This is a genomic window from Chitinophaga sp. CB10 (assembly GCA_001870995.2).
GTDB lineage: Bacteria > Bacteroidota > Bacteroidia > Chitinophagales > Chitinophagaceae > Chitinophaga.
Map to the genome: position 1 here is coordinate 467,708 of MLAV02000002.1, position 17,540 is coordinate 485,247.

A 17,540-nucleotide genomic window follows, 5' to 3' on the forward strand; every position below is an offset into this window, starting at 1 on the left:
CAGCGCCTTTATTTCAGGCGATATTGCCGGGGGCCTGTCTGTTCCCATTCAGCGTTGAGGCTGAGTGCCAGGGATTTCATGACATCGTTGATATCGGCTCCGGTAAGGTTTGTTTTCACTGTAAGCTTCAGCAGGGCGGTATCTTCCACCACGATCCGGACGTCGTAAAGGACGGTGATGGTTTGCAGCACTTCTTCCAGCGGCACGTTTTCGAATACGAGCGCTTTCTGCACCGGGTCAATGATATGGGCGGCCACGCGGAAATCCTGGCGGGCTGCATCCTGTTGGAGGAGCATCCCTTCGGTGAGGACTACGCTATCGGCCCGGGCATGATCGATGACCATTACCTTACCGCTGCTAACATGCACTTCCAGGATAGCGCTATCGGGTACATAGTTGACGGTAAACCGCGTTCCCAGGACTTTCACTTCCGTGCGGCCGAGCGCTACGATGAAGGGCTGGCCGGGGTTGGCGGCTACGTCGAAGGCGGCGCTGCCTTTCAGTGTAACCTTTCGGTTATTATCGTTGAAGCCTTTGGCCACCTTGAGGGTGGAGGCTTTTCCTTTCAGTTCAATCTTACTGCCGTCCAGCAGGGTAGCCTGCAGGGGGCCGGTAAATTTTTCTGCCGGCCGGGTAGCCAGGTACCAGGCGCCCGCGCAAATGATGAGCAGCAGTACGGCGGCCGCTTTCAGGAACGTCTTCCAGGAGAAGCTCCTGGCCGGTTGTAGCCGGGCCGCTGTTTCCGGCACGTCCATCTGCTGGTACAGCTGTTGCCAGGAGGTGTCGGTATTAGTCTGGATAGTGTATTGCTGTGCAGCAGCAGTATCCAGCACTTTTTTGAGCGCCTCCAGCAGTTGCCGGTTGTCCGCATGCGCTGTAAGCCAGTTATCGACCCAGGCACGTTCTTCCCCGTCCGCTTCATCCAGCAGATATTTGCAGAGCAGGGTATATAGTGCTTCGTCAGAGAACGATGGTATCATTATACAGTGTATGCGTTGTTTTATAAAAAATGACCCGGATAGATGACGCGGCTCAAAAGGGTTGTCCCCTATCCGGAAGGTATAATTTTTTAGAAAAGGAACCCTGTCAGTAGCGGCAGGTATTCTTTGAGTTCCTGGTGAAGGATCTTCAGTGCTTTCCCCATCTGGTTTTCCACTGTTTTCACCGAGATGTTCATGGTGGCGGCGATTTCGGAGTATTTCAGCTGCTGGTGGCGGCTGAGGATGAAGACTTCGCGGCATCTTTCCGGGAGGCGGTCCAGCGCCTGGTGGTAAAGTTTTTCCAGCTCCCGTACGTCCGCGGCCTGGGTAGCGCTTTCGCGCTGCTGGCTGTAGGCGGTTTCTTTTTCGCTGCGTACGGCAGCCTTGCGCCACTGGCTGATGGCGGCATTCCTGATGGCAGAAAACAGGTATGACTTTACGGGACCGGTAATAACAATTGTATCCCTTTTTTCCCATAGTTTCAGGAACACCTGCTGAACAATTTCCTCCGCCTCGTGCATATCTCCCGTGTAGTGGGCTGCGAAGGCCAGGCAATGCGCATGATTTTCCCTGAACAATTCCTCAAATGATTGGAGCGCCAACATGATGAGGTGCAAATATAGGTCATCTCCAGTAACATCAATGGATAGAAAAAATTTCTACCTTTGCCCCCGACATGTACAATCTGATCAAAAATATCCTGTTCCGCTATCCGCCGGAGAACATTCACCACAGCGTTATGCGTGGTATTAAGACGCTTTATTCCCTGCCACTTGGTAAGCAAATGCTGGAAGCATTTTGCGGGGTAAAACAGAAAGGACTTGAAAAAGAGGTTTTCGGGCTCAAATTTTCCAACCCGGTAGGGCTGGCAGCTGGTTTCGACAAGGATGCCAAATATATAGATGAGCTGGCGAGCCTGGGTTTTGGATTTGTGGAGATAGGTACTGTTACGCCGGTAGCGCAACCGGGCAATGATTTACCGCGGCTGTTCCGTCTGCCGGCGGATAAGGCCCTGATCAACCGTATGGGCTTTAACAACGAAGGCGCTGTAGCAGCTGCGAGGCGCTTACAGCATAAGAAATCCAATATTATTGTAGGAGGTAACATAGGTAAAAACAAGGTAACGCCTAACGAGGAAGCGGTGAGCGACTATGAGAAGTGCTTCCATGCGTTGTATGACGTGGTGGACTACTTTGTGGTAAACGTAAGCTCACCGAATACGCCCAACCTGCGCGCGCTGCAGGAAAAGGAGCCGCTGAAGCAGCTGCTGCATCACCTGCAGCTCCTCAACAGCCAGAAGAAAGTGCAGAAGCCGATATTATTGAAAATTGCCCCGGACCTCACTACCGAGCAGCTGGACGATATTGTGGAAATAGTCCAGGAAACCAAACTGGCCGGGATCGTGGCTACGAATACGACAATCAGTCGCGAAGGCCTGCAAACGCCGGCTTCCGAGGTATCGGAAATTGGCGCGGGCGGTTTGAGCGGGTTGCCGGTGAAGCAAAGATCCACAGCGGTGATCCGGTATATTCACCGGAAAAGCAACGGCGCTTTCCCGATCATTGCGGTGGGCGGTATTTTTACTGCGGCCGATGCGCAGGAGAAGCTGGATGCCGGCGCTGCGCTGGTGCAGGTGTACACCGGGTTTATTTATGAGGGGCCGACGATTGTGAAGAAGATTTGTGCGGGCCTGAGGAAGTAGATATGGTGCTTATTGGATTTGCTTAAATTCATCGATTTATTACGGTAGCTACTGTATTATTTAAATCATCTCTCCAATCCATCAACTCATTACCACACAATAGGGCTGACCGTAGACACGGTCAGCCTTTTTAATAAGGATTGTAACAGTACTATGCGAGCGATTGTGCAAAAATTTGGTTAACAAACAAATGGGGCTAACAAACAATGTGGGTTAACAAACACACCATTTTCTCAATAACCCCATGAAAAATGATGATTAATATGATCCAAAATTATTCAAACTGATTAGGCAAAAACCACGTTTTCGGGCACGGAAGTCCCCGAATGAGAATGAACACAATCAAGATAAGCTGAACAAAATGAACAAGTAAGGGCAGTACAATCGAACCTAAGCTGGTATGGGGTTTACAAGAAAATCAGGGTGGTACGGAATTGATAAGAAGAAGGAGAATGGGTAAAAACAAACCGGTTATTCAGGCCATCAGCTGGCTATGGCGGCAGGGTGCGGCTCCTGGAGTAACACCTTCCCGTTCCAGGGATGCAGTAAGCGCTAATTGCCTGTCGCAGCCATGAAAGCCTAAAAGCAATCCTTCATCGGCTGCATAATTAAAAACTGTTCTTTTCATAATGGAATATTTAAATCGCTTTTTGAGTGCCACCTTCATCATTATTTTCCTCCTCCTGCTTCACGCCAAACATGCTGGAATTTTCAATAAAAAACTCCTTTGCTTCCTGCGGGATATTCAGCCGGTTAAAAGTTTCTTCCCAATTTTTCTGAGAAGCTTTGGCATAAGCCCAATACCTGTCTATACTCTCCTCCAGGCGTTCATAAAATTCAATTGGTCTTTGCATAACTTGAATAATTTTAAATCATTAACAATAAAATTTCCACCCCTAAATTAATTCAAAAAATCATCCAAAAACCGCTTCCACAAAGGATTTCATGCCCGAATGGAATGAACGGATCAAACTGATAATGAACAGGTCAAACTGATAATTTTATTCACGCGGGCGACTGCCTCCAAACCAGCCACCCCACTATTTATACCACAAAAAAAAGCGTGGGATTTTACCCCCACGCCCATATTGCTGAAAAATTTCACGATTTTTTTTAAGACGGTAATTTCGCATTCATCAACACCGCCGCTACCATGCCAGCCGTTTCCGTCCGCAAACGCGTACGCCCCAACGAAACCGGCCTGAAACCCGCCCCAATCGCCTGCTCCACCTCTGCCGCCGTAAAGTCGCCCTCCGGCCCGATCAATATAATCGTATCCTTGCCCGCCTGCATCGCATCCTGCAACTCCGTCTTCTCCTCCGGTAAACAATGGGCAATAAACCGCTGCGGGTCCGTATTCCCCTTCACTACCTTCTCCAGCGACTGCGGCTCTTCCAATACCGGCAGCCAGAACTGCTTCGATTGCAACATGGCCGATACCAAAATACTGTTCAGCCGCTCCGCCTTAATCTTCTCCTTCTCCGTACGGGCAGTCACCAGCGGTATAATGGTCTGTATCCCAATCTCCGTGGCTTTTTCAAGAAACCACTCAATACGGCTCGCATTCTTGGTAAACGCAATGGCTATACGCAGCGCCGGCCGCGGCGCCGGGATTAACGCTCTCCCCTCTACCTTTACCTGGCATTTTTTCCTGTTGTCATCCGTGATAACAACGGTATATTTTGAACCACGGCCATCCGCAAGCAACACCTGGTCGCCCTTTTCATGACGTAATACCTGTATGCAATACTTGGAGGTATCCTCATTCATCGTGTACATTGTCGCATCCTGCTGAATGTCCGGCGCGTAAAAAACAGGCAATTCCATGTTGATCCTTCTTCGTTTTTGCAAAAATCCTAAATATCTGCTTGTAATTCCAGTTTTTTAGTGCGATGATGAAATCTTACAAACAACAATACCGACGCCGCCAGCAATCCCAGCAGCAACGCCCACCAAACGCCTTCCACGCCGAGGCCCAGCCGGATGCCCAGCAAATAACCCAATGGCAGCCCCAGGCCCCAATACGCCAGCAGGGTGATCACCGTAGGAATTCTCACGTCCCCCAATCCCCGCAGCACTCCCAGGCCTACCACCTGCGTACCGTCAAACAGCTGGAAGAAAGCCGCAATAATCAGCAGCTTGGCCGCAATCGGTATCACCTGCGGATCATCAATATAAAACCGCGGCAAAATATGATTGCCTAACATAAACAGCAACGCCGTAAATCCCATCAGTACCAGCACCATATGATAGCTCGCAATGGCGGACATACGCAGCTCCCTGAAATCCCGCTTACCGAAGTTATTGCCGCTCTTGATCCCCGCCGCCGCTGAAATACCGCTGGCCATCATATACGTCATGGCGGCCAGGCTCAGCGCAATCTGATGCGCAGCCAGCTCCGCGGAGCCCATCCAGCCCACCATGATAGCCGCGCCGCTAAAGGCGCTCACCTCAAAAATATATTGCAACGCCACCGGCGTACCAATACCCAGGATCTGCTTTATCTTCCCCCACTCAATATTGGAAAACCCGAACGTAGCCAGGTACTCCTTAAATCGCGGCGAACGCAGCACGTAAAACATCATCGTAATGCCCATCAGCAACCTGTCCGTAAACGTGGCAATACCGACACCCACCACGCCCATGCGCGGCAGGCCGAAAAGCCCGTACACCAGCGTAATACCCACCACGATGTTCAGCAGGTTCCCGATAATACTGATGTTCATCGCCTGCCGGGTAAAGCCCAGCCCTTCGGCAAACTGCTTAAACGACAAGAACAGCATGAGCGGTATAAAAGAGAAGCCCAGGTAGCGCAGGAAAGGCCTTGCCTGTTCCACCACATCCGCTTCCTGGTTGAGCAGGTCCATGCGGGCGCTGCCCCAGTAAATCACCATAGACAACAGCACGCCTACCGTCATGTTGATAATCAGGCTGTGACTCAGCAGGTGGCCGATCTTATGTTTATTCCCACGTCCATTCTCCTGCGCGATCAGCGGCGTAAGGCCGTAGGACATACCAATGCCCGTAACCATAAAGATGGAGAACAGGCTGTTGCCCAGGGAAACCGCTGCCAGCGGCACCTTCCCGGTATGACCAATAATAAGGCTGTCGGACAATGCTACCAAAGTATGGCCGAGTTGACTGATCACTACAGGATAGGCCAGGCTGAAATTGTCCCTGTAGTGCCCTTTGTATTTCAAGTACAGTTGTTTCATGGGTTCTTCTGTGATTCTTTTTGACGTATCCAATAAAAAAGCCGGCGATCTGTCGATGCCGGCTTTCTGCAAATAATTTTACCTGCTAAAATGGTGCATCTTCAAATCCTTCATCAAAGTCCATATCATTCATCTTGGACCCTTTCTGGATATATAATTTAGCTTCATCGTTACCGCCGGCGCCGCCATGGTGCTGACGCATACCTGCGAACGGATTACCGCCACCGGGGTTTTCCAAACTGCCATCATCTTCAAAACGCTGGAACTCCAGTACGGCTCTCAGTTTGATGGTATCCAGCTGACCGTTACGGTGCTTGGCTATACGCACGTGGGTTTCACCTTTGTTGGATTCGCCCATTTCATTGGTATTGATTTCATAATATTCAGGACGGTACAGGAACATAACCATGTCGGCATCCTGCTCGATCGCTCCGGATTCACGGAGGTCGCTCAGCTGCGGCATCTTGTTACCGTCTTTACGCTTTTCCACATCACGGCTCAACTGCGACAACGCGATCACCGGTACCTGCAACTCTTTTGCGAGCCCTTTCAGATCGCGGGAAATCTTACTGATCTCCTGTTCCCTGTTGGTGCCTTTACCATCCCCGCTACCGCTCATCAGCTGCAGGTAGTCGATGATGATAACGCCTACGCCGTGGTTGTGTACCAGCCTGCGACATTTGGCACGGAGCTCGAAAATGTTCAGCGCCGGCGTATCGTCAATGAAGATAGGCGCTTTCGCCAGGCGTTCGATACCATGCGTCATCAGCTTCTTCATCTCGTACTCTTCCAGCTTACCGCGGGAAATCTTTTCCAGCTTGATTTCTGATTCGGCGGACAGGATACGCTGCACGATCTGCCCGGACGACATCTCCAGCGAGAACACAGCCGCGCCTTTCGGGAAACGGGGGTGAAGCGCTGCATTCCTTGCCAGGTTAAGCGCGAACGCGGTTTTACCCACAGACGGACGCGCCGCAATGATGATCAGGTCCGTTGGCTGCCAACCGTAGGTCACTTTGTCGAGCGACGGGAAGCCGGACGGTACGCCCGTAATATCATCTCCCTTGTTCCGCAGGTCCTCGATCCTTTTCATGGTATTCACCAATACCCGGTCGATAGAATCATAGTTCTTCCGAAGGTGGTTATTGGTGATCTCAAAAAGCTTTGATTCCGCGCTGTCAAGCAGGTCAAATACGTCTGCTGTATCCTCATACGACTCCGTGAGAATCTCCCCGGAGATGCGAATCAGCTCCCGCTGGATAAATTTCTGCAGGATGATACGGGCATGCGCCTCAATGTTGGCCGAGGAAACCACTGCGTTGGTGAGCTTCATCACGGTATATCCGCCACCGATAGCGTCCAGCGCTCCCATGGAACGCAGTTCCTCCGTTACCGTGAGGATATCCACCGGCATGGATTTGGCTGCCAGACGGGTCATGGCAGAGAAGATTAACTGGTGTGCCTCTACGTAAAAACACTCTCCTTTCAATATCTCCACTACTATATCGAAGGCACCTTTTTCCAGCATGATGGCTCCCAAAACAGCTTCTTCCAGTTCCTTAGCCTGTGGCGGTACTTTTCCGTACACTAAGGATGATACCTCAATGGACGGTTTTCTACGCACATTGCGGTCTTTCTTGAGATTGAGATCCATTTATGGTTAGTGTGTTAAAAAAAGTTAATAAAAGGTTACTGTCAATGGGCTTTTCTCTATGATTTACAATTGGTTATATGGAATTTATTCTCGCATTCCGACGTTCATTCAATTGTTGAAATTGCAATCTTTTTCGAGCCGTAAAAACTAAGGTAATCGCATTTTTTCATTTAATCCCGAAACGGACGGGACTAAATTTATTAAGCTCCAATCACAGGTTATCCACCGGCAACATGTCAGTTTTCCACTGACTCCACCCTAGTTATCCACCAATTTTCAAGTAATACCCAGGCAAAGGTCTGATTATTCACACACATTTGTTAAAAAAAGTTTTTGGGGGAGAGATTTATGGTTGGCGTCATGGGTATGCAGGACGTTTACAAACCTTTTGTCCGGTCAGGCAGGGCCGTATCAGTTAAGCCCCACAGGTCCGCACCCACTACCGGTTTACGCTCCGCAACGCCTTCCCGGGAGGGTTTACTTTTCCCCTGCTTTGCTCGTCTGCCAGAATCCTTTAACTTTACGCTCCATACATATATAAATAGAGCAGACAAGAAAATGACGATTTCATACAACTGGCTATGCGATTATCTACCGGTGAAGCCTACACCACAGGAATTATCCACCATACTTACACGTATTGGCCTGGAGGTAGAAAGCCTCGAACAATTTGAAGCTGTAAAAGGAAGTTTTGCCGGATTAGTGATTGGTGAAGTATTAACAGCAGAAAAACACCCCAATGCAGATAAACTGCGCCTGACCACCGTTAACATCGGCGCGGCGGAACCGCTGCACATCGTTTGCGGTGCGCCTAACGTGGCCGTAGGCCAGAAAGTGGTTGTAGCGCCTGTCGGCACTACCATCTACCCGGTTGGCGGAGAACCGCTGACCATGAAAAAGGCAAAGATCCGCGGAGAAGAGAGCCAAGGCATGATCTGCGCGGAAGACGAGATCGGCCTCGGCACCAGCCACGATGGCATCATGGTGCTGGACCCCTCCCTCGTACCGGGCACTCCTGCCAGCGAAGTTTTTAAACCCGCACAGGACTGGATATACGAAATCGGCCTGACGCCCAACCGGATGGACGCTATGAGCCATATCGGCGTGGCAAAAGACGTTTGTGCATTCCTCAACAACCTGGAACATACCCATAAATACCAGGTACAGCTGCCGGCATTCAACGGCCTCGTTCCGGCAACGCCTGAACTGCCTGTCAGCATTACCATCGAAAATACAGACGGTTGCCCGCGCTATGCCGGCGTAACCATTTCCGGCGTAAAAGTGGGCCCTTCCCCTGAATGGCTCAAAACCAAGCTGGAAACCATCGGCGTACGTTCTATCAACAACATCGTGGATATCACCAACTTCGTCCTGCACGAAACCGGTCAGCCCCTCCACGCGTTCGACTACGCAGCCCTCAAAGGCAACGCCGTCGTGGTTAAAACACTGCCGCAGGATACCGTATTCGTTACCCTGGACGAAAAGGAAAGAAAGCTGGACGCTACAGACCTCATGATCTGCAACGGCGCCGGCGAAGGAATGTGCATAGCCGGCGTGTTCGGCGGCGCCCATTCCGGCGTAACGGACGCCACCCAAAACATCTTCCTGGAAAGCGCCTTCTTTAACCCGGGTATGATCCGCACCACCTCGTTCCGCCACGGCCTCCGTACGGACGCGGCCACCCGCTTCGAAAAAGGAGTGGATATCTCCAACGTCGTGTTCGCACTGGAACGCGCGGCCAACCTGATTTGCGAGCTGGCAGGCGGACAAATTGCCTCCACGGTTACGGACATATACCCTTCCGTGAAAAAGAAAACAGAAGTGGAAACTACGTTTGCGTATGTACGTAAACTGAGCGGCAGCAACTACAGCAACGATAAGATCAAAAATATCCTGGTCAGCCTCGGCTTCCAGATCCTGCACGAAACGGAAGCAGGTATCCGTGTATCCGTGCCTTTCAGCAAACCGGATATCAGCCTGCCGGCGGACCTCGTAGAGGAAGTGATGCGTATAGACGGCCTCGATAATATCGAAATCCCGTCCAAAGTAACCATCTCCCCGGCATTGTCCGCCCAGCCGGACCCTGAAAAAGTGAAGGAGAAAATTGCAGATTACCTCGCCGGCAACGGATACAACGAGATATTCACCAACTCCATCACCAACAGTAAATATTATACGGAGGAAGTGCTGGAAACAGCCGTGAAAATGATGAACAGCCTCACCGTCGAGCTGGACATCATGCGCCCTTCCATGCTGGAATCCGGCCTGGAATGCATCGGCTACAACCTGAACCGCAAAAACGAAAACCTGCTGTTCTTCGAATTTGGTAAAACCTATCTCGCCAGCAATGGTAAGTATTTCGAAAACAACCACTTATGCCTCTATATCACCGGCCAGAAGACGGCCGAAACCTGGATGCATAAAGGCAGCGCAGTAGATTTCTACTTCCTGAAAGGTTATGTGGTGAATATCCTGGCTCAGCTCGGCTATCGCAACCTCCAATGGATTGAAAGTGAAGGCACAGGACTGACCCCTTCCTGGGAAATAAAAGTAAAAAATCAGGTGGTGGTAACGCTGGGTGGCGTATCTTCACAAAAACTGAAACAGTTCGACATTAAACAACCGGTTTGGTTTGCAGACTTTAATTGGGATAAAATGCTGGGACTGTTGCAAAAAAGTGATAACTTTTACAAAGAAATACCACGCTTCCCGGCCGTTCGCCGAGACCTGGCACTTGTGCTGGACAAACAGGTGAAATTCGCCGCCGTGGAAGCAGCAGCCAAAGCAGTTAAATCTGCCTTACTGCAGGAAATCAACCTGTTCGATGTGTTTGAGAGTGAAAAGCTGGGTGCAAACAAGAAGTCGTACGCAGTTAGCTTTACCTTCCTGGATCCACAAAAAACCCTCACCGATAAAGAAATTGACAGTGTGATGGACAAACTGGTGAAAAACTTCCAGACACAATTGCAGGCGGATATCAGAAAATAATCTGTAGAATTAATTAATGATCCTCGAGCAAAACATACAACGTGTCGAAGAAAAACTGCACCTGCTGCTCAAAAAATTGCAACAGGTGCAGTTGGAAAATACGTTGCTGCGCGAGGAGCTAAACACCAGGCAACAAGAGTTGCAAGAGCAGCAGGGAACAATACAAAACCTGGAAGATAAGCTGCGGCTGATGAAAATAGCCGCTACTACCCAGGGAGCAAATCCCGTAGCAGAAGATGATGCGGCATTCCGTAAAGAGATACGCGGCAAGATCAATGATTATATCAAGGAAATTGACAGATGTATCGCTTTGCTCAATGCATAAGCGTAACCTGAAGTAAACAAGCAACACCATGGAGCAGCTCATTCCCATAAATATAGTAGTGGCGGACCGCTCTTACCGGATCAAGATAAAACCGGAGGAGGAAGAGGAAGTTCGCCGTATTATGAAAGAAGTGAATGAGAAAATTGTTGATTTCAAGGCGTCTTACGCAGGAAAAGACCTGCAGGACTACATCGCTATGGCCCTCATCATGTATGCTACCCACCCCGTAACCAGCGGAGGCAAAGCACAAGCCAGCACAGCCCCATTTTTACAGGAAAAGCTCGAAAAACTGGAAGAATTAATCAACCAAGCACTGGGTTAACACGTTAGACGTTGCTAGCCAACGGATTAGCTAAAATGCTAATAATCACGTATTAAACACGCTTTACTGCTATTTTTTTGTATTTTCGCGGGTCAGTTCTCGCCCCTGATACGCCTTTTAGGCGAACAGGGCCGGAGAATGCTACATAAATCAAGATTAAAGAAATCATATGGATGTTACACTTGCAATAACTGCTATAGCAGCTTTAATAATAGGGATTGCGCTTGGGAAGGTGATATTTGCAAAAAACACACAGCAGAAGATTGAAGAGGCAGAACAACAAGCTAAGAAAATCATTGCTGATGCACAGACAACCGGGGAAAACCTGAAAAAAGACAGGCTCCTGGAAGCAAAAGAGAAATACCTTCAAATGAAGAGCGAGCACGAGAAAGAAGTGCTGCAGCGCAATCAGAAGATTCTGGAATCCGAAAACAGGATTAAACAGAAAGAACAGAGTCTTAACCAGAAAAACGAACAGGTTCAGAAACAGATCAACGAAAACGATGCGATCAAAGAAACCCTGAACCGCCAGATGGAACTGGTTACCATCAAACGTACCGAACTGGAAAAACACCAGGAGGAACACATCCGCCGTCTTGAAAAAGTGGCCGGCCTGACTGCCGAAGAAGCGAAACACCAGCTGGTGGAAAGCCTCAAGGAAGAAGCCCGCTCACAAGCCCTGGCGCATATCCAGGAAATCATCGAAGACGCCAAAACAAAAGCTAACAAAGAAGCCAAGAAGATCATCATCCAGTCTATCCAGCGTACCGCCGCTGAACAGACCATCGAAAATACCATCACGGTATTTACCCTGGAAAGCGATGAGATCAAAGGCCAGATCATCGGTCGTGAAGGCCGTAATATCCGCGCCATCGAAGCCGCTACCGGCGTTGACCTGATTGTGGACGATACCCCTGAGGCTATCGTACTCTCCTCCTTCGACCCGCTGCGCCGCGAAATCGCCCGCCTGTCCCTGCAACGCCTCGTACAGGACGGCCGTATCCACCCTGCCCGCATCGAAGAAGTAGTGGAAAAAACCAAGAAACAACTGGAAGAACAGGTAATGGATATCGGGGAAAGAACCGTTATCGAACTGGGCATCCACGGTTTACATAAAGAACTGGTGCGCCTCGTCGGTAAAATGCGCTTCCGCTCTTCCTACGGTCAGAACCTGCTCATGCACTCCAAGGAAACAGCCAACCTTTGCGCTGTAATGGCCGCTGAACTGGGTCTGAACCCTAAACTCGCCAAACGTGCCGGCCTGTTACACGATATCGGTAAAGTACCTGACGAAGAAACTGAACTGAGCCACGCCCTCCTCGGCGCCAAGCTCGCTGAAAAATACGGTGAACACGCCGCTGTAGTGAACGCCATCGGCGCCCACCACGATGAAATGGAAATGCAATACGTGATTTCCCCTATCGTACAGGCTTGTGACGCCATCTCCGGCGCACGCCCCGGCGCTCGCCGCGAAATCATGCAGAGCTACCTCCAGCGTATTAAAGACCTGGAAAACCTCGCCCTCTCTCACGACGGTGTGGAAAAAGCCTACGCTATCCAGGCAGGTCGCGAACTGCGCGTAATTGTGGAGTCAGATAAAGTGTCCGACAATGATGCAGACCGCCTGTCCTTCGAAATCGCGAACAAGATCCAGACAGAGATGCAATATCCCGGTCAGATCAAGGTAACCGTTATCCGCGAAAAACGCGCGGTGAACGTAGCCCGTTAGTTCGTGTAAGAAATTTAGAAAAACAGAATTTACACTCTATATTGAGGCCTTCGGTACAACCCGAAGGCCTTTTTTATTTCTGTAACTCTTAAACGCAAACTATTCGTATGAAGAAATCCATGTTAAGATTCATGCTGGGAGCCTGTATCCTCCTGGCCGCCAGCCAGTCCTTTGCACAGAAAAAAGCGATCTCGCTTTTTAATGGTAAAAACCTCGACGGCTGGAAAATTTATGGTACAGAAAAATGGTATGTGGACAATGGCGAACTCGTTTGCGAAAGCGGCCCGGATAAGGAATATGGTTACCTGGCCACCGACAAATCTTTTAAAGACTTTGAACTGACCGTTGTATTCAAGCAGGAAGCCAATGGCAACAGCGGCGTATTTTTCCACTCTTCCATCGAAGGCACCAAGATCACCGGCTGGCAGGCCGAGGTAGCGCCCCCGGATCAGCATACCGGCGGTATTTATGAATCCTATGGCCGCGGATGGCTGATCAAACCTGAAAAGGAAAAAGAGCAGTACCTCAAAATGGGCGAATGGAACACCATGAAGGTGCGGGTAAAAGGCGACCAGGTAACCACCTGGCTCAATGGCCATGAAATGATCACCCTGAACGACGCCAAGATCGGCGCAGCAGACGGCCAGATCGCCCTGCAGATCCACTCCGGCGGCGGCATTAAGGTAAGGTGGAAAAGCGTTAAATTGGTACCATTGAAATCCTGATGAGCTACCAGCACAAAGTAATACTTATCACAGGCGCCAGCTCCGGTATAGGCCGGGAGCTGGCGTTGTTGCTTGCGCAACAAAAGGCCCGCCTCATCCTCGCAGCCAGGAATGCGGATAAACTCCGCGCCGTACAGCAGGAATGCCTGCAGTGGACGGCTGACTGCCAGATCCTCCCGATGGACGTGACGGATGAAGCCCAGGTACAGGCCGGCGCGGCCCGCGCCATCACCTTCTACGGCCGCATTGATGTACTGATCAACAACGCCGGCGTTACCCAACGCTCCAAGCTGATCGATACTTCCGTGGCTGCCATCCGCACGCTCATGGAAGTGAACTTCTTTGGCCCGGTAATGCTCACCAAAGCTTTGCTGCCACAGTTCCAGGCACAGGGCGGCGGCCAGGTAGTAGTGATCAGCAGCATGGCCGGCCTTTTCGGCTACCCGTGGCGCAGCGGCTATAATGCCGCCAAACACGCACTGAACGGCTATTTTGAAACCTTACAAACCGAGCAACCCATCCCGGAACTATACACCACGATCGTTTGCCCGGGCAGGATACATACGCCCATCACATTCTCGGCGATTACGGGAGATGGGAGCGCCTTTGGGAAAATGGACCCCGGCCAGGAACACGGGATTCCCGTGAACGTATGCGCCAGGAAAATCATTACGGCCATGCATAAACGCCGTAAAATAGTACTCATCGCAAGAGCGGAGAAAGTATTGTTGTGGATAAAGCGATATTTTCCGCCATTATTTTATGTGATTGCCCGTAAAGGGAATTAACTTGCAGCCTGTTTAACAGATTTACAGCAATGTCCGAACTAACTACCATACCAGCCAACGCCACACTGGCCGAACTCCTGCAGCAAAATCCGCTGTTTGTATTTGCCCTGAAATCGGAAGCTACCGGCGAATTTGATGACGTGAACGCCCTGTTTGTAGGCATTGGTAAAGTAAATGCGGCTTATCATCTTACCAAAGCCATTGCCAAGCATAAGCCGGGGATTATCGTGAACCTGGGTTCTGCCGGCAGTAATACTTTCGAACGTGGTACCGTTGTTTGCTGCAACCGCTTTATTCAGCGGGATATGGATGTGCGTCCGCTGGGGTTTGCATTATACGAAACCCCGCTTTCCGGTGAGCCGCCGTTGCTGGAATACGGTATTGCCGCGCCAGGCCTGCCACTGGGCATCTGCGGCACGGGCGATAGCTTTGAAATCGGCCATGTAACGGATGCGTATAACGTGATCGACATGGAAGCCCATCCTATTGCCTGGATTGCCAAACAGGAAAACATCCCCCTGCTTTGCCTGAAATATATTTCCGATGGGGCCGATGGCGCCGCCGCGGAAGACTGGTCCGTAGCCGTGCACCTGGCTGCAGCGGCCTTAAAACAAGCCATTGAAACCTTAAAGCAGTAGGCTGCCAGCTATTCGGATTTGAGGCTTTTCAACGGCTGTTGGGAAGCGACCCGCCATGCCTGACTTTATGTAAACAAAAAGGGCATCTCCGCAAGTAGAGATACCCTTTTGTAATGGTTTATCCAGGCAGCCTGGTATATTATTTCTTATCAAGGTCATTTTCATCTGAATCGTCTGAATCAGTGCCGGGGAAGTCATCCAGTTCATCCTGATCGTCTTCAAGACCTTGTTCTTCGTCTTCGTCGTCGTCTTCGTCTGCTTCATCGTCCTCATCGTCTTCTTCTTCATCAAAATCTTCTTCCTCCTCCTCATCATCATCTTCATCATCTTCTTCGTCGTCTTCGTCATCATCTTCTTCTTCCTCCTCATCATCCTCTTCCTCTTCATCATTATCACGCTCATCCTCTTCCTCATCCTCGTCTGCATCTTCGTCCTCATCTGACTCCTCCTCATCATCTCCTTCCTCCCCGCCAGCTCCTTCTTCGCCATCAAAATCATCCCGGATTATTTCATCATCCGGCTCGGCCTCTTCATCTTCAGCTGCGCCTTCGCGTGGTGCTTCATCCTGGTGGAGGAAGCTGTCGAAATGAATGATTTCATCATCCGGTTCGGCCTCTTCGTCTTCGGAGGCGGGCAGGTGTGGCTCTTCATTGGACATGAGGTGGAAATCCGAACGGGGATCGCCGGTTTGGAGGTCATCCAGCTGATGATCCGGATCGAGCAGCTCGCCATCTTCGGATACCATCATGGTATGGCCGTTAACGACGGCTTCCGCCTGATCGCCCCGGCCGATGGTGGCGGTATCATCGTTGATGAGGGTAGGCTGTACCATATCCTCATCGAAGAGTTCTTTGAGTTTGGGCAGGTCGGCGGGAGAGTTGATGCCGAAATAGTCCATAAAGGAGCGGGAAACTGCATACAGCAGGGGTTTTCCCGGCAGGTCTTCGCTGCGGCCGCTGATCACGATCAGTTCCTTTTCCAGGAGTTTCTGGATAGAGTAATCCGTACTTACTCCGCGGATATATTCGATTTCACCTTTGGAAATCGGCTGCCGGTAAGCGATGATCGCGAGCGTTTCCAGCGCTGCGGTAGACAAGCGTTTCAGGAACTTGTCCCCATTCAGCTGGGCCACGGTTTGGTAATAATCCCTTTTGGTAAGAAACTGGTAGCCACCGCCACTGCTTCTCACTTCGAACGCGTAAAACTCCGAGCTATACTTTTCTTTAATGGCTTCAATGGCGGCTTCCACCTGGTCGAGCGTAGCCCGGTCTTCCAGGAATGCCAGTGCATTGTTCAATAAATCCAGGATTTCCGGCGCGGGCAGTGGCCTGTCGGCAGCAAAAATAAGCGCTTCCACGTGCGGAATGATCTGAGATATTTCCATAAAATTATTGTGCGGTGGCGGTTACAAGAAAAAGGTCAAAGACCGAAAATACCGTCTTTGACCCTTTTCTGAAAAATTTATTATTCAGTTGCTGATAAACTTTGAATAACGCTGATATCTTATTAACCGGCGAGTGCGGCAGCGCCACTAACGATCTCGGTGAGCTCGGTGGTAATAGCAGCCTGACGTGCGCGGTTGTAGGAGATTTTCAGGTTACGCAGCAATTCAGCGGCGTTTTCAGTTGCCTTATCCATGGCAGTCATACGGGCGCCGTGTTCGGACGCGTGCGAATCCAGGATTGCTTTAAAGAACTGTGTGTTCAGGATTTTAGGCATCAGCTCTGCAATCAGCACATCTTTTTCCGGTTCGAAGATATAGTCTGCTTTCAGCCCGTTATCATCCTGGTTTTCGATTTTAGCGATCGGCAGGAACTGCTCGGCCACATATTCCTGTACAGCAGCGTTTTTGAACTGGCTGTACACAATTTCCACCGCATCGTAGGTGCCATCAATAAAGCCAGCCATTGCTACTTCAGCCGCTTCTTTCACGTGATCGAAAGTCAGATTGCCAAACATCTGCCAGAAACGGCTATCTACTTTATAACCGTTATTCAGGAAGTGCTCATAACCTTTCTTACCGATAGGCATGATTTCAACATTTCCTTTCTCAAATTGTTCAGCGTACTTCTCACGAATGGTACGTTTTGCCGCTTTGATCAGGTTGGAGTTGAAAGCGCCGCACAGACCCCTGTCGGAAGTAATTACAACGATCAGCACCTTTTCAATCTCACGTTGAGCCGCCAGCGGAGTGTTGATGTTACCCTCGCTGTTGGTTACAATATTTTGTAACATTTCCTGCAGTTTCAGTGCATAGGGGCGCATTAATAAAATGGCATCCTGGGCACGTTTCAACTTCGCAGCACTTACCATTTTCATGGCTTTGGTGATCTGCTGACCAGATTGAATGGATTTGATTCGGTTACGAACTTCTTTAAGTTGTCCGGACATATAATTAAAATCAATTACGAATTACAAATGAATAAATTCAGGCTCAACCCCCGAATTTGGCTGCAAAGGTAAGCATTGCAACC

At 50.1% G+C, this 17,540-nt stretch carries 17 protein-coding genes; 8 read left to right on the forward strand and 9 right to left on the reverse strand.

Annotated features, from left to right (window positions below; all coding sequences use genetic code 11):
- Positions 1–8: 8 nt before the first annotated feature.
- Both BOC67_RS05170 and BOC67_RS05175 read right to left on the reverse strand, forming a co-directional pair.
- Positions 9–980 carry a FecR family protein gene (locus BOC67_RS05170; RefSeq protein WP_291908035.1) on the reverse strand — a complete coding sequence of 324 codons (972 nt, stop codon included), beginning with the start codon at positions 978–980 and terminating at the stop codon, positions 9–11.
- Between the two features lie 89 nt (positions 981–1,069).
- On the reverse strand, positions 1,070–1,585 hold the full coding sequence (locus BOC67_RS05175; protein WP_291908036.1) for an RNA polymerase sigma-70 factor: 516 nt from the start codon (positions 1,583–1,585) through the stop codon (positions 1,070–1,072).
- A gap of 71 nt (positions 1,586–1,656) precedes the next feature.
- On the opposite strand from BOC67_RS05175, the gene BOC67_RS05180 reads away from it, so the two are divergent.
- Positions 1,657–2,682, forward strand: coding sequence for a quinone-dependent dihydroorotate dehydrogenase (locus tag BOC67_RS05180; RefSeq protein WP_291908037.1), 1,026 nt, complete (start codon positions 1,657–1,659; stop codon positions 2,680–2,682).
- A gap of 475 nt (positions 2,683–3,157) precedes the next feature.
- Here BOC67_RS05180 and BOC67_RS05185 read toward each other — a convergent pair whose 3' ends face one another.
- The 5 genes from BOC67_RS05185 to dnaB all read right to left on the reverse strand — a co-directional run bounded on the left by BOC67_RS05185 (position 3,158) and on the right by dnaB (position 7,551).
- Entirely contained in the window at positions 3,158–3,310 is a 153-nt protein-coding gene (locus BOC67_RS05185; RefSeq protein ID WP_291908038.1) for a hypothetical protein, read from the reverse strand.
- Between the two features lie 10 nt (positions 3,311–3,320).
- Positions 3,321–3,536, reverse strand: a complete 216-nt coding sequence (locus tag BOC67_RS05190; RefSeq protein ID WP_291908040.1) for a hypothetical protein — start codon at positions 3,534–3,536, stop codon at positions 3,321–3,323.
- A 259-nt stretch (positions 3,537–3,795) separates the two neighbouring features.
- Entirely contained in the window at positions 3,796–4,509 is a 714-nt protein-coding gene (locus tag BOC67_RS05195; RefSeq protein WP_291908042.1) for a 16S rRNA (uracil(1498)-N(3))-methyltransferase, read from the reverse strand.
- 29 nt (positions 4,510–4,538) lie between these two features.
- Positions 4,539–5,897 (reverse strand): MATE family efflux transporter, encoded by a 1,359-nt coding sequence (locus tag BOC67_RS05200; RefSeq protein ID WP_291908043.1) that lies wholly within the window; start codon positions 5,895–5,897, stop codon positions 4,539–4,541.
- Between the two features lie 85 nt (positions 5,898–5,982).
- Positions 5,983–7,551, reverse strand: coding sequence for a replicative DNA helicase (gene dnaB, locus BOC67_RS05205; protein ID WP_291908045.1), 1,569 nt, complete (start codon positions 7,549–7,551; stop codon positions 5,983–5,985).
- A gap of 558 nt (positions 7,552–8,109) precedes the next feature.
- Here dnaB and pheT point away from each other — a divergent pair.
- From pheT to BOC67_RS05240, 7 genes are all read left to right on the forward strand, one after another.
- The gene (gene pheT, locus BOC67_RS05210; RefSeq protein ID WP_291908047.1) at positions 8,110–10,539 is read left to right on the forward strand and encodes a phenylalanine--tRNA ligase subunit beta; all 2,430 of its coding nucleotides are present in this window, start codon (positions 8,110–8,112) and stop codon (positions 10,537–10,539) included.
- A 16-nt stretch (positions 10,540–10,555) separates the two neighbouring features.
- The gene (locus BOC67_RS05215) at positions 10,556–10,864 is read left to right on the forward strand and encodes a hypothetical protein (RefSeq protein ID WP_291908048.1); all 309 of its coding nucleotides are present in this window, start codon (positions 10,556–10,558) and stop codon (positions 10,862–10,864) included.
- Positions 10,865–10,892: 28 nt separating this feature from the next.
- Positions 10,893–11,186, forward strand: coding sequence for a cell division protein ZapA (locus tag BOC67_RS05220; protein WP_291908050.1), 294 nt, complete (start codon positions 10,893–10,895; stop codon positions 11,184–11,186).
- Between the two features lie 169 nt (positions 11,187–11,355).
- Complete coding sequence (rny, locus tag BOC67_RS05225; protein WP_291908052.1) at positions 11,356–12,915, forward strand: ribonuclease Y; 1,560 nt, start codon at positions 11,356–11,358, stop codon at positions 12,913–12,915.
- A gap of 107 nt (positions 12,916–13,022) precedes the next feature.
- Complete coding sequence (locus BOC67_RS05230; protein ID WP_291908053.1) at positions 13,023–13,640, forward strand: DUF1080 domain-containing protein; 618 nt, start codon at positions 13,023–13,025, stop codon at positions 13,638–13,640.
- Positions 13,640–14,428 carry an SDR family oxidoreductase gene (locus tag BOC67_RS05235; RefSeq protein WP_291908055.1) on the forward strand — a complete coding sequence of 263 codons (789 nt, stop codon included), beginning with the start codon at positions 13,640–13,642 and terminating at the stop codon, positions 14,426–14,428. The genes BOC67_RS05230 and BOC67_RS05235 overlap by 1 nt, the downstream gene beginning before the upstream one ends.
- 29 nt (positions 14,429–14,457) lie before the next feature.
- Entirely contained in the window at positions 14,458–15,066 is a 609-nt protein-coding gene (locus BOC67_RS05240) for a hypothetical protein (RefSeq protein ID WP_291908056.1), read from the forward strand.
- Positions 15,067–15,205: 139 nt separating this feature from the next.
- Here BOC67_RS05240 and scpB read toward each other — a convergent pair whose 3' ends face one another.
- Together scpB and atpG are read right to left on the reverse strand one after the other, a co-directional pair.
- On the reverse strand, positions 15,206–16,450 hold the full coding sequence (scpB, locus tag BOC67_RS05245; RefSeq protein ID WP_291908057.1) for an SMC-Scp complex subunit ScpB: 1,245 nt from the start codon (positions 16,448–16,450) through the stop codon (positions 15,206–15,208).
- Between the two features lie 122 nt (positions 16,451–16,572).
- The gene (gene atpG, locus BOC67_RS05250; protein ID WP_291908058.1) at positions 16,573–17,457 is read right to left on the reverse strand and encodes an ATP synthase F1 subunit gamma; all 885 of its coding nucleotides are present in this window, start codon (positions 17,455–17,457) and stop codon (positions 16,573–16,575) included.
- Positions 17,458–17,540: the final 83 nt, after the last annotated feature.

Coding starts and splice junctions, on each gene's coding strand:
- BOC67_RS05170 (WP_291908035.1), bottom strand. CDS start 980: ATGATACCATCGTTCTCTGACGAAGCACTATATACCCTGCTCTGCAAA.
- BOC67_RS05175 (WP_291908036.1), bottom strand. CDS start 1,585: ATGTTGGCGCTCCAATCATTTGAGGAATTGTTCAGGGAAAATCATGCG.
- BOC67_RS05180 (WP_291908037.1), top strand. CDS start 1,657: ATGTACAATCTGATCAAAAATATCCTGTTCCGCTATCCGCCGGAGAAC.
- BOC67_RS05185 (WP_291908038.1), bottom strand. CDS start 3,310: ATGAAAAGAACAGTTTTTAATTATGCAGCCGATGAAGGATTGCTTTTA.
- BOC67_RS05190 (WP_291908040.1), bottom strand. CDS start 3,536: ATGCAAAGACCAATTGAATTTTATGAACGCCTGGAGGAGAGTATAGAC.
- BOC67_RS05195 (WP_291908042.1), bottom strand. CDS start 4,509: ATGGAATTGCCTGTTTTTTACGCGCCGGACATTCAGCAGGATGCGACA.
- BOC67_RS05200 (WP_291908043.1), bottom strand. CDS start 5,897: ATGAAACAACTGTACTTGAAATACAAAGGGCACTACAGGGACAATTTC.
- dnaB (WP_291908045.1), bottom strand. CDS start 7,551: ATGGATCTCAATCTCAAGAAAGACCGCAATGTGCGTAGAAAACCGTCC.
- pheT (WP_291908047.1), top strand. CDS start 8,110: ATGACGATTTCATACAACTGGCTATGCGATTATCTACCGGTGAAGCCT.
- BOC67_RS05215 (WP_291908048.1), top strand. CDS start 10,556: ATGATCCTCGAGCAAAACATACAACGTGTCGAAGAAAAACTGCACCTG.
- BOC67_RS05220 (WP_291908050.1), top strand. CDS start 10,893: ATGGAGCAGCTCATTCCCATAAATATAGTAGTGGCGGACCGCTCTTAC.
- rny (WP_291908052.1), top strand. CDS start 11,356: ATGGATGTTACACTTGCAATAACTGCTATAGCAGCTTTAATAATAGGG.
- BOC67_RS05230 (WP_291908053.1), top strand. CDS start 13,023: ATGAAGAAATCCATGTTAAGATTCATGCTGGGAGCCTGTATCCTCCTG.
- BOC67_RS05235 (WP_291908055.1), top strand. CDS start 13,640: ATGAGCTACCAGCACAAAGTAATACTTATCACAGGCGCCAGCTCCGGT.
- BOC67_RS05240 (WP_291908056.1), top strand. CDS start 14,458: ATGTCCGAACTAACTACCATACCAGCCAACGCCACACTGGCCGAACTC.
- scpB (WP_291908057.1), bottom strand. CDS start 16,450: ATGGAAATATCTCAGATCATTCCGCACGTGGAAGCGCTTATTTTTGCT.
- atpG (WP_291908058.1), bottom strand. CDS start 17,457: ATGTCCGGACAACTTAAAGAAGTTCGTAACCGAATCAAATCCATTCAA.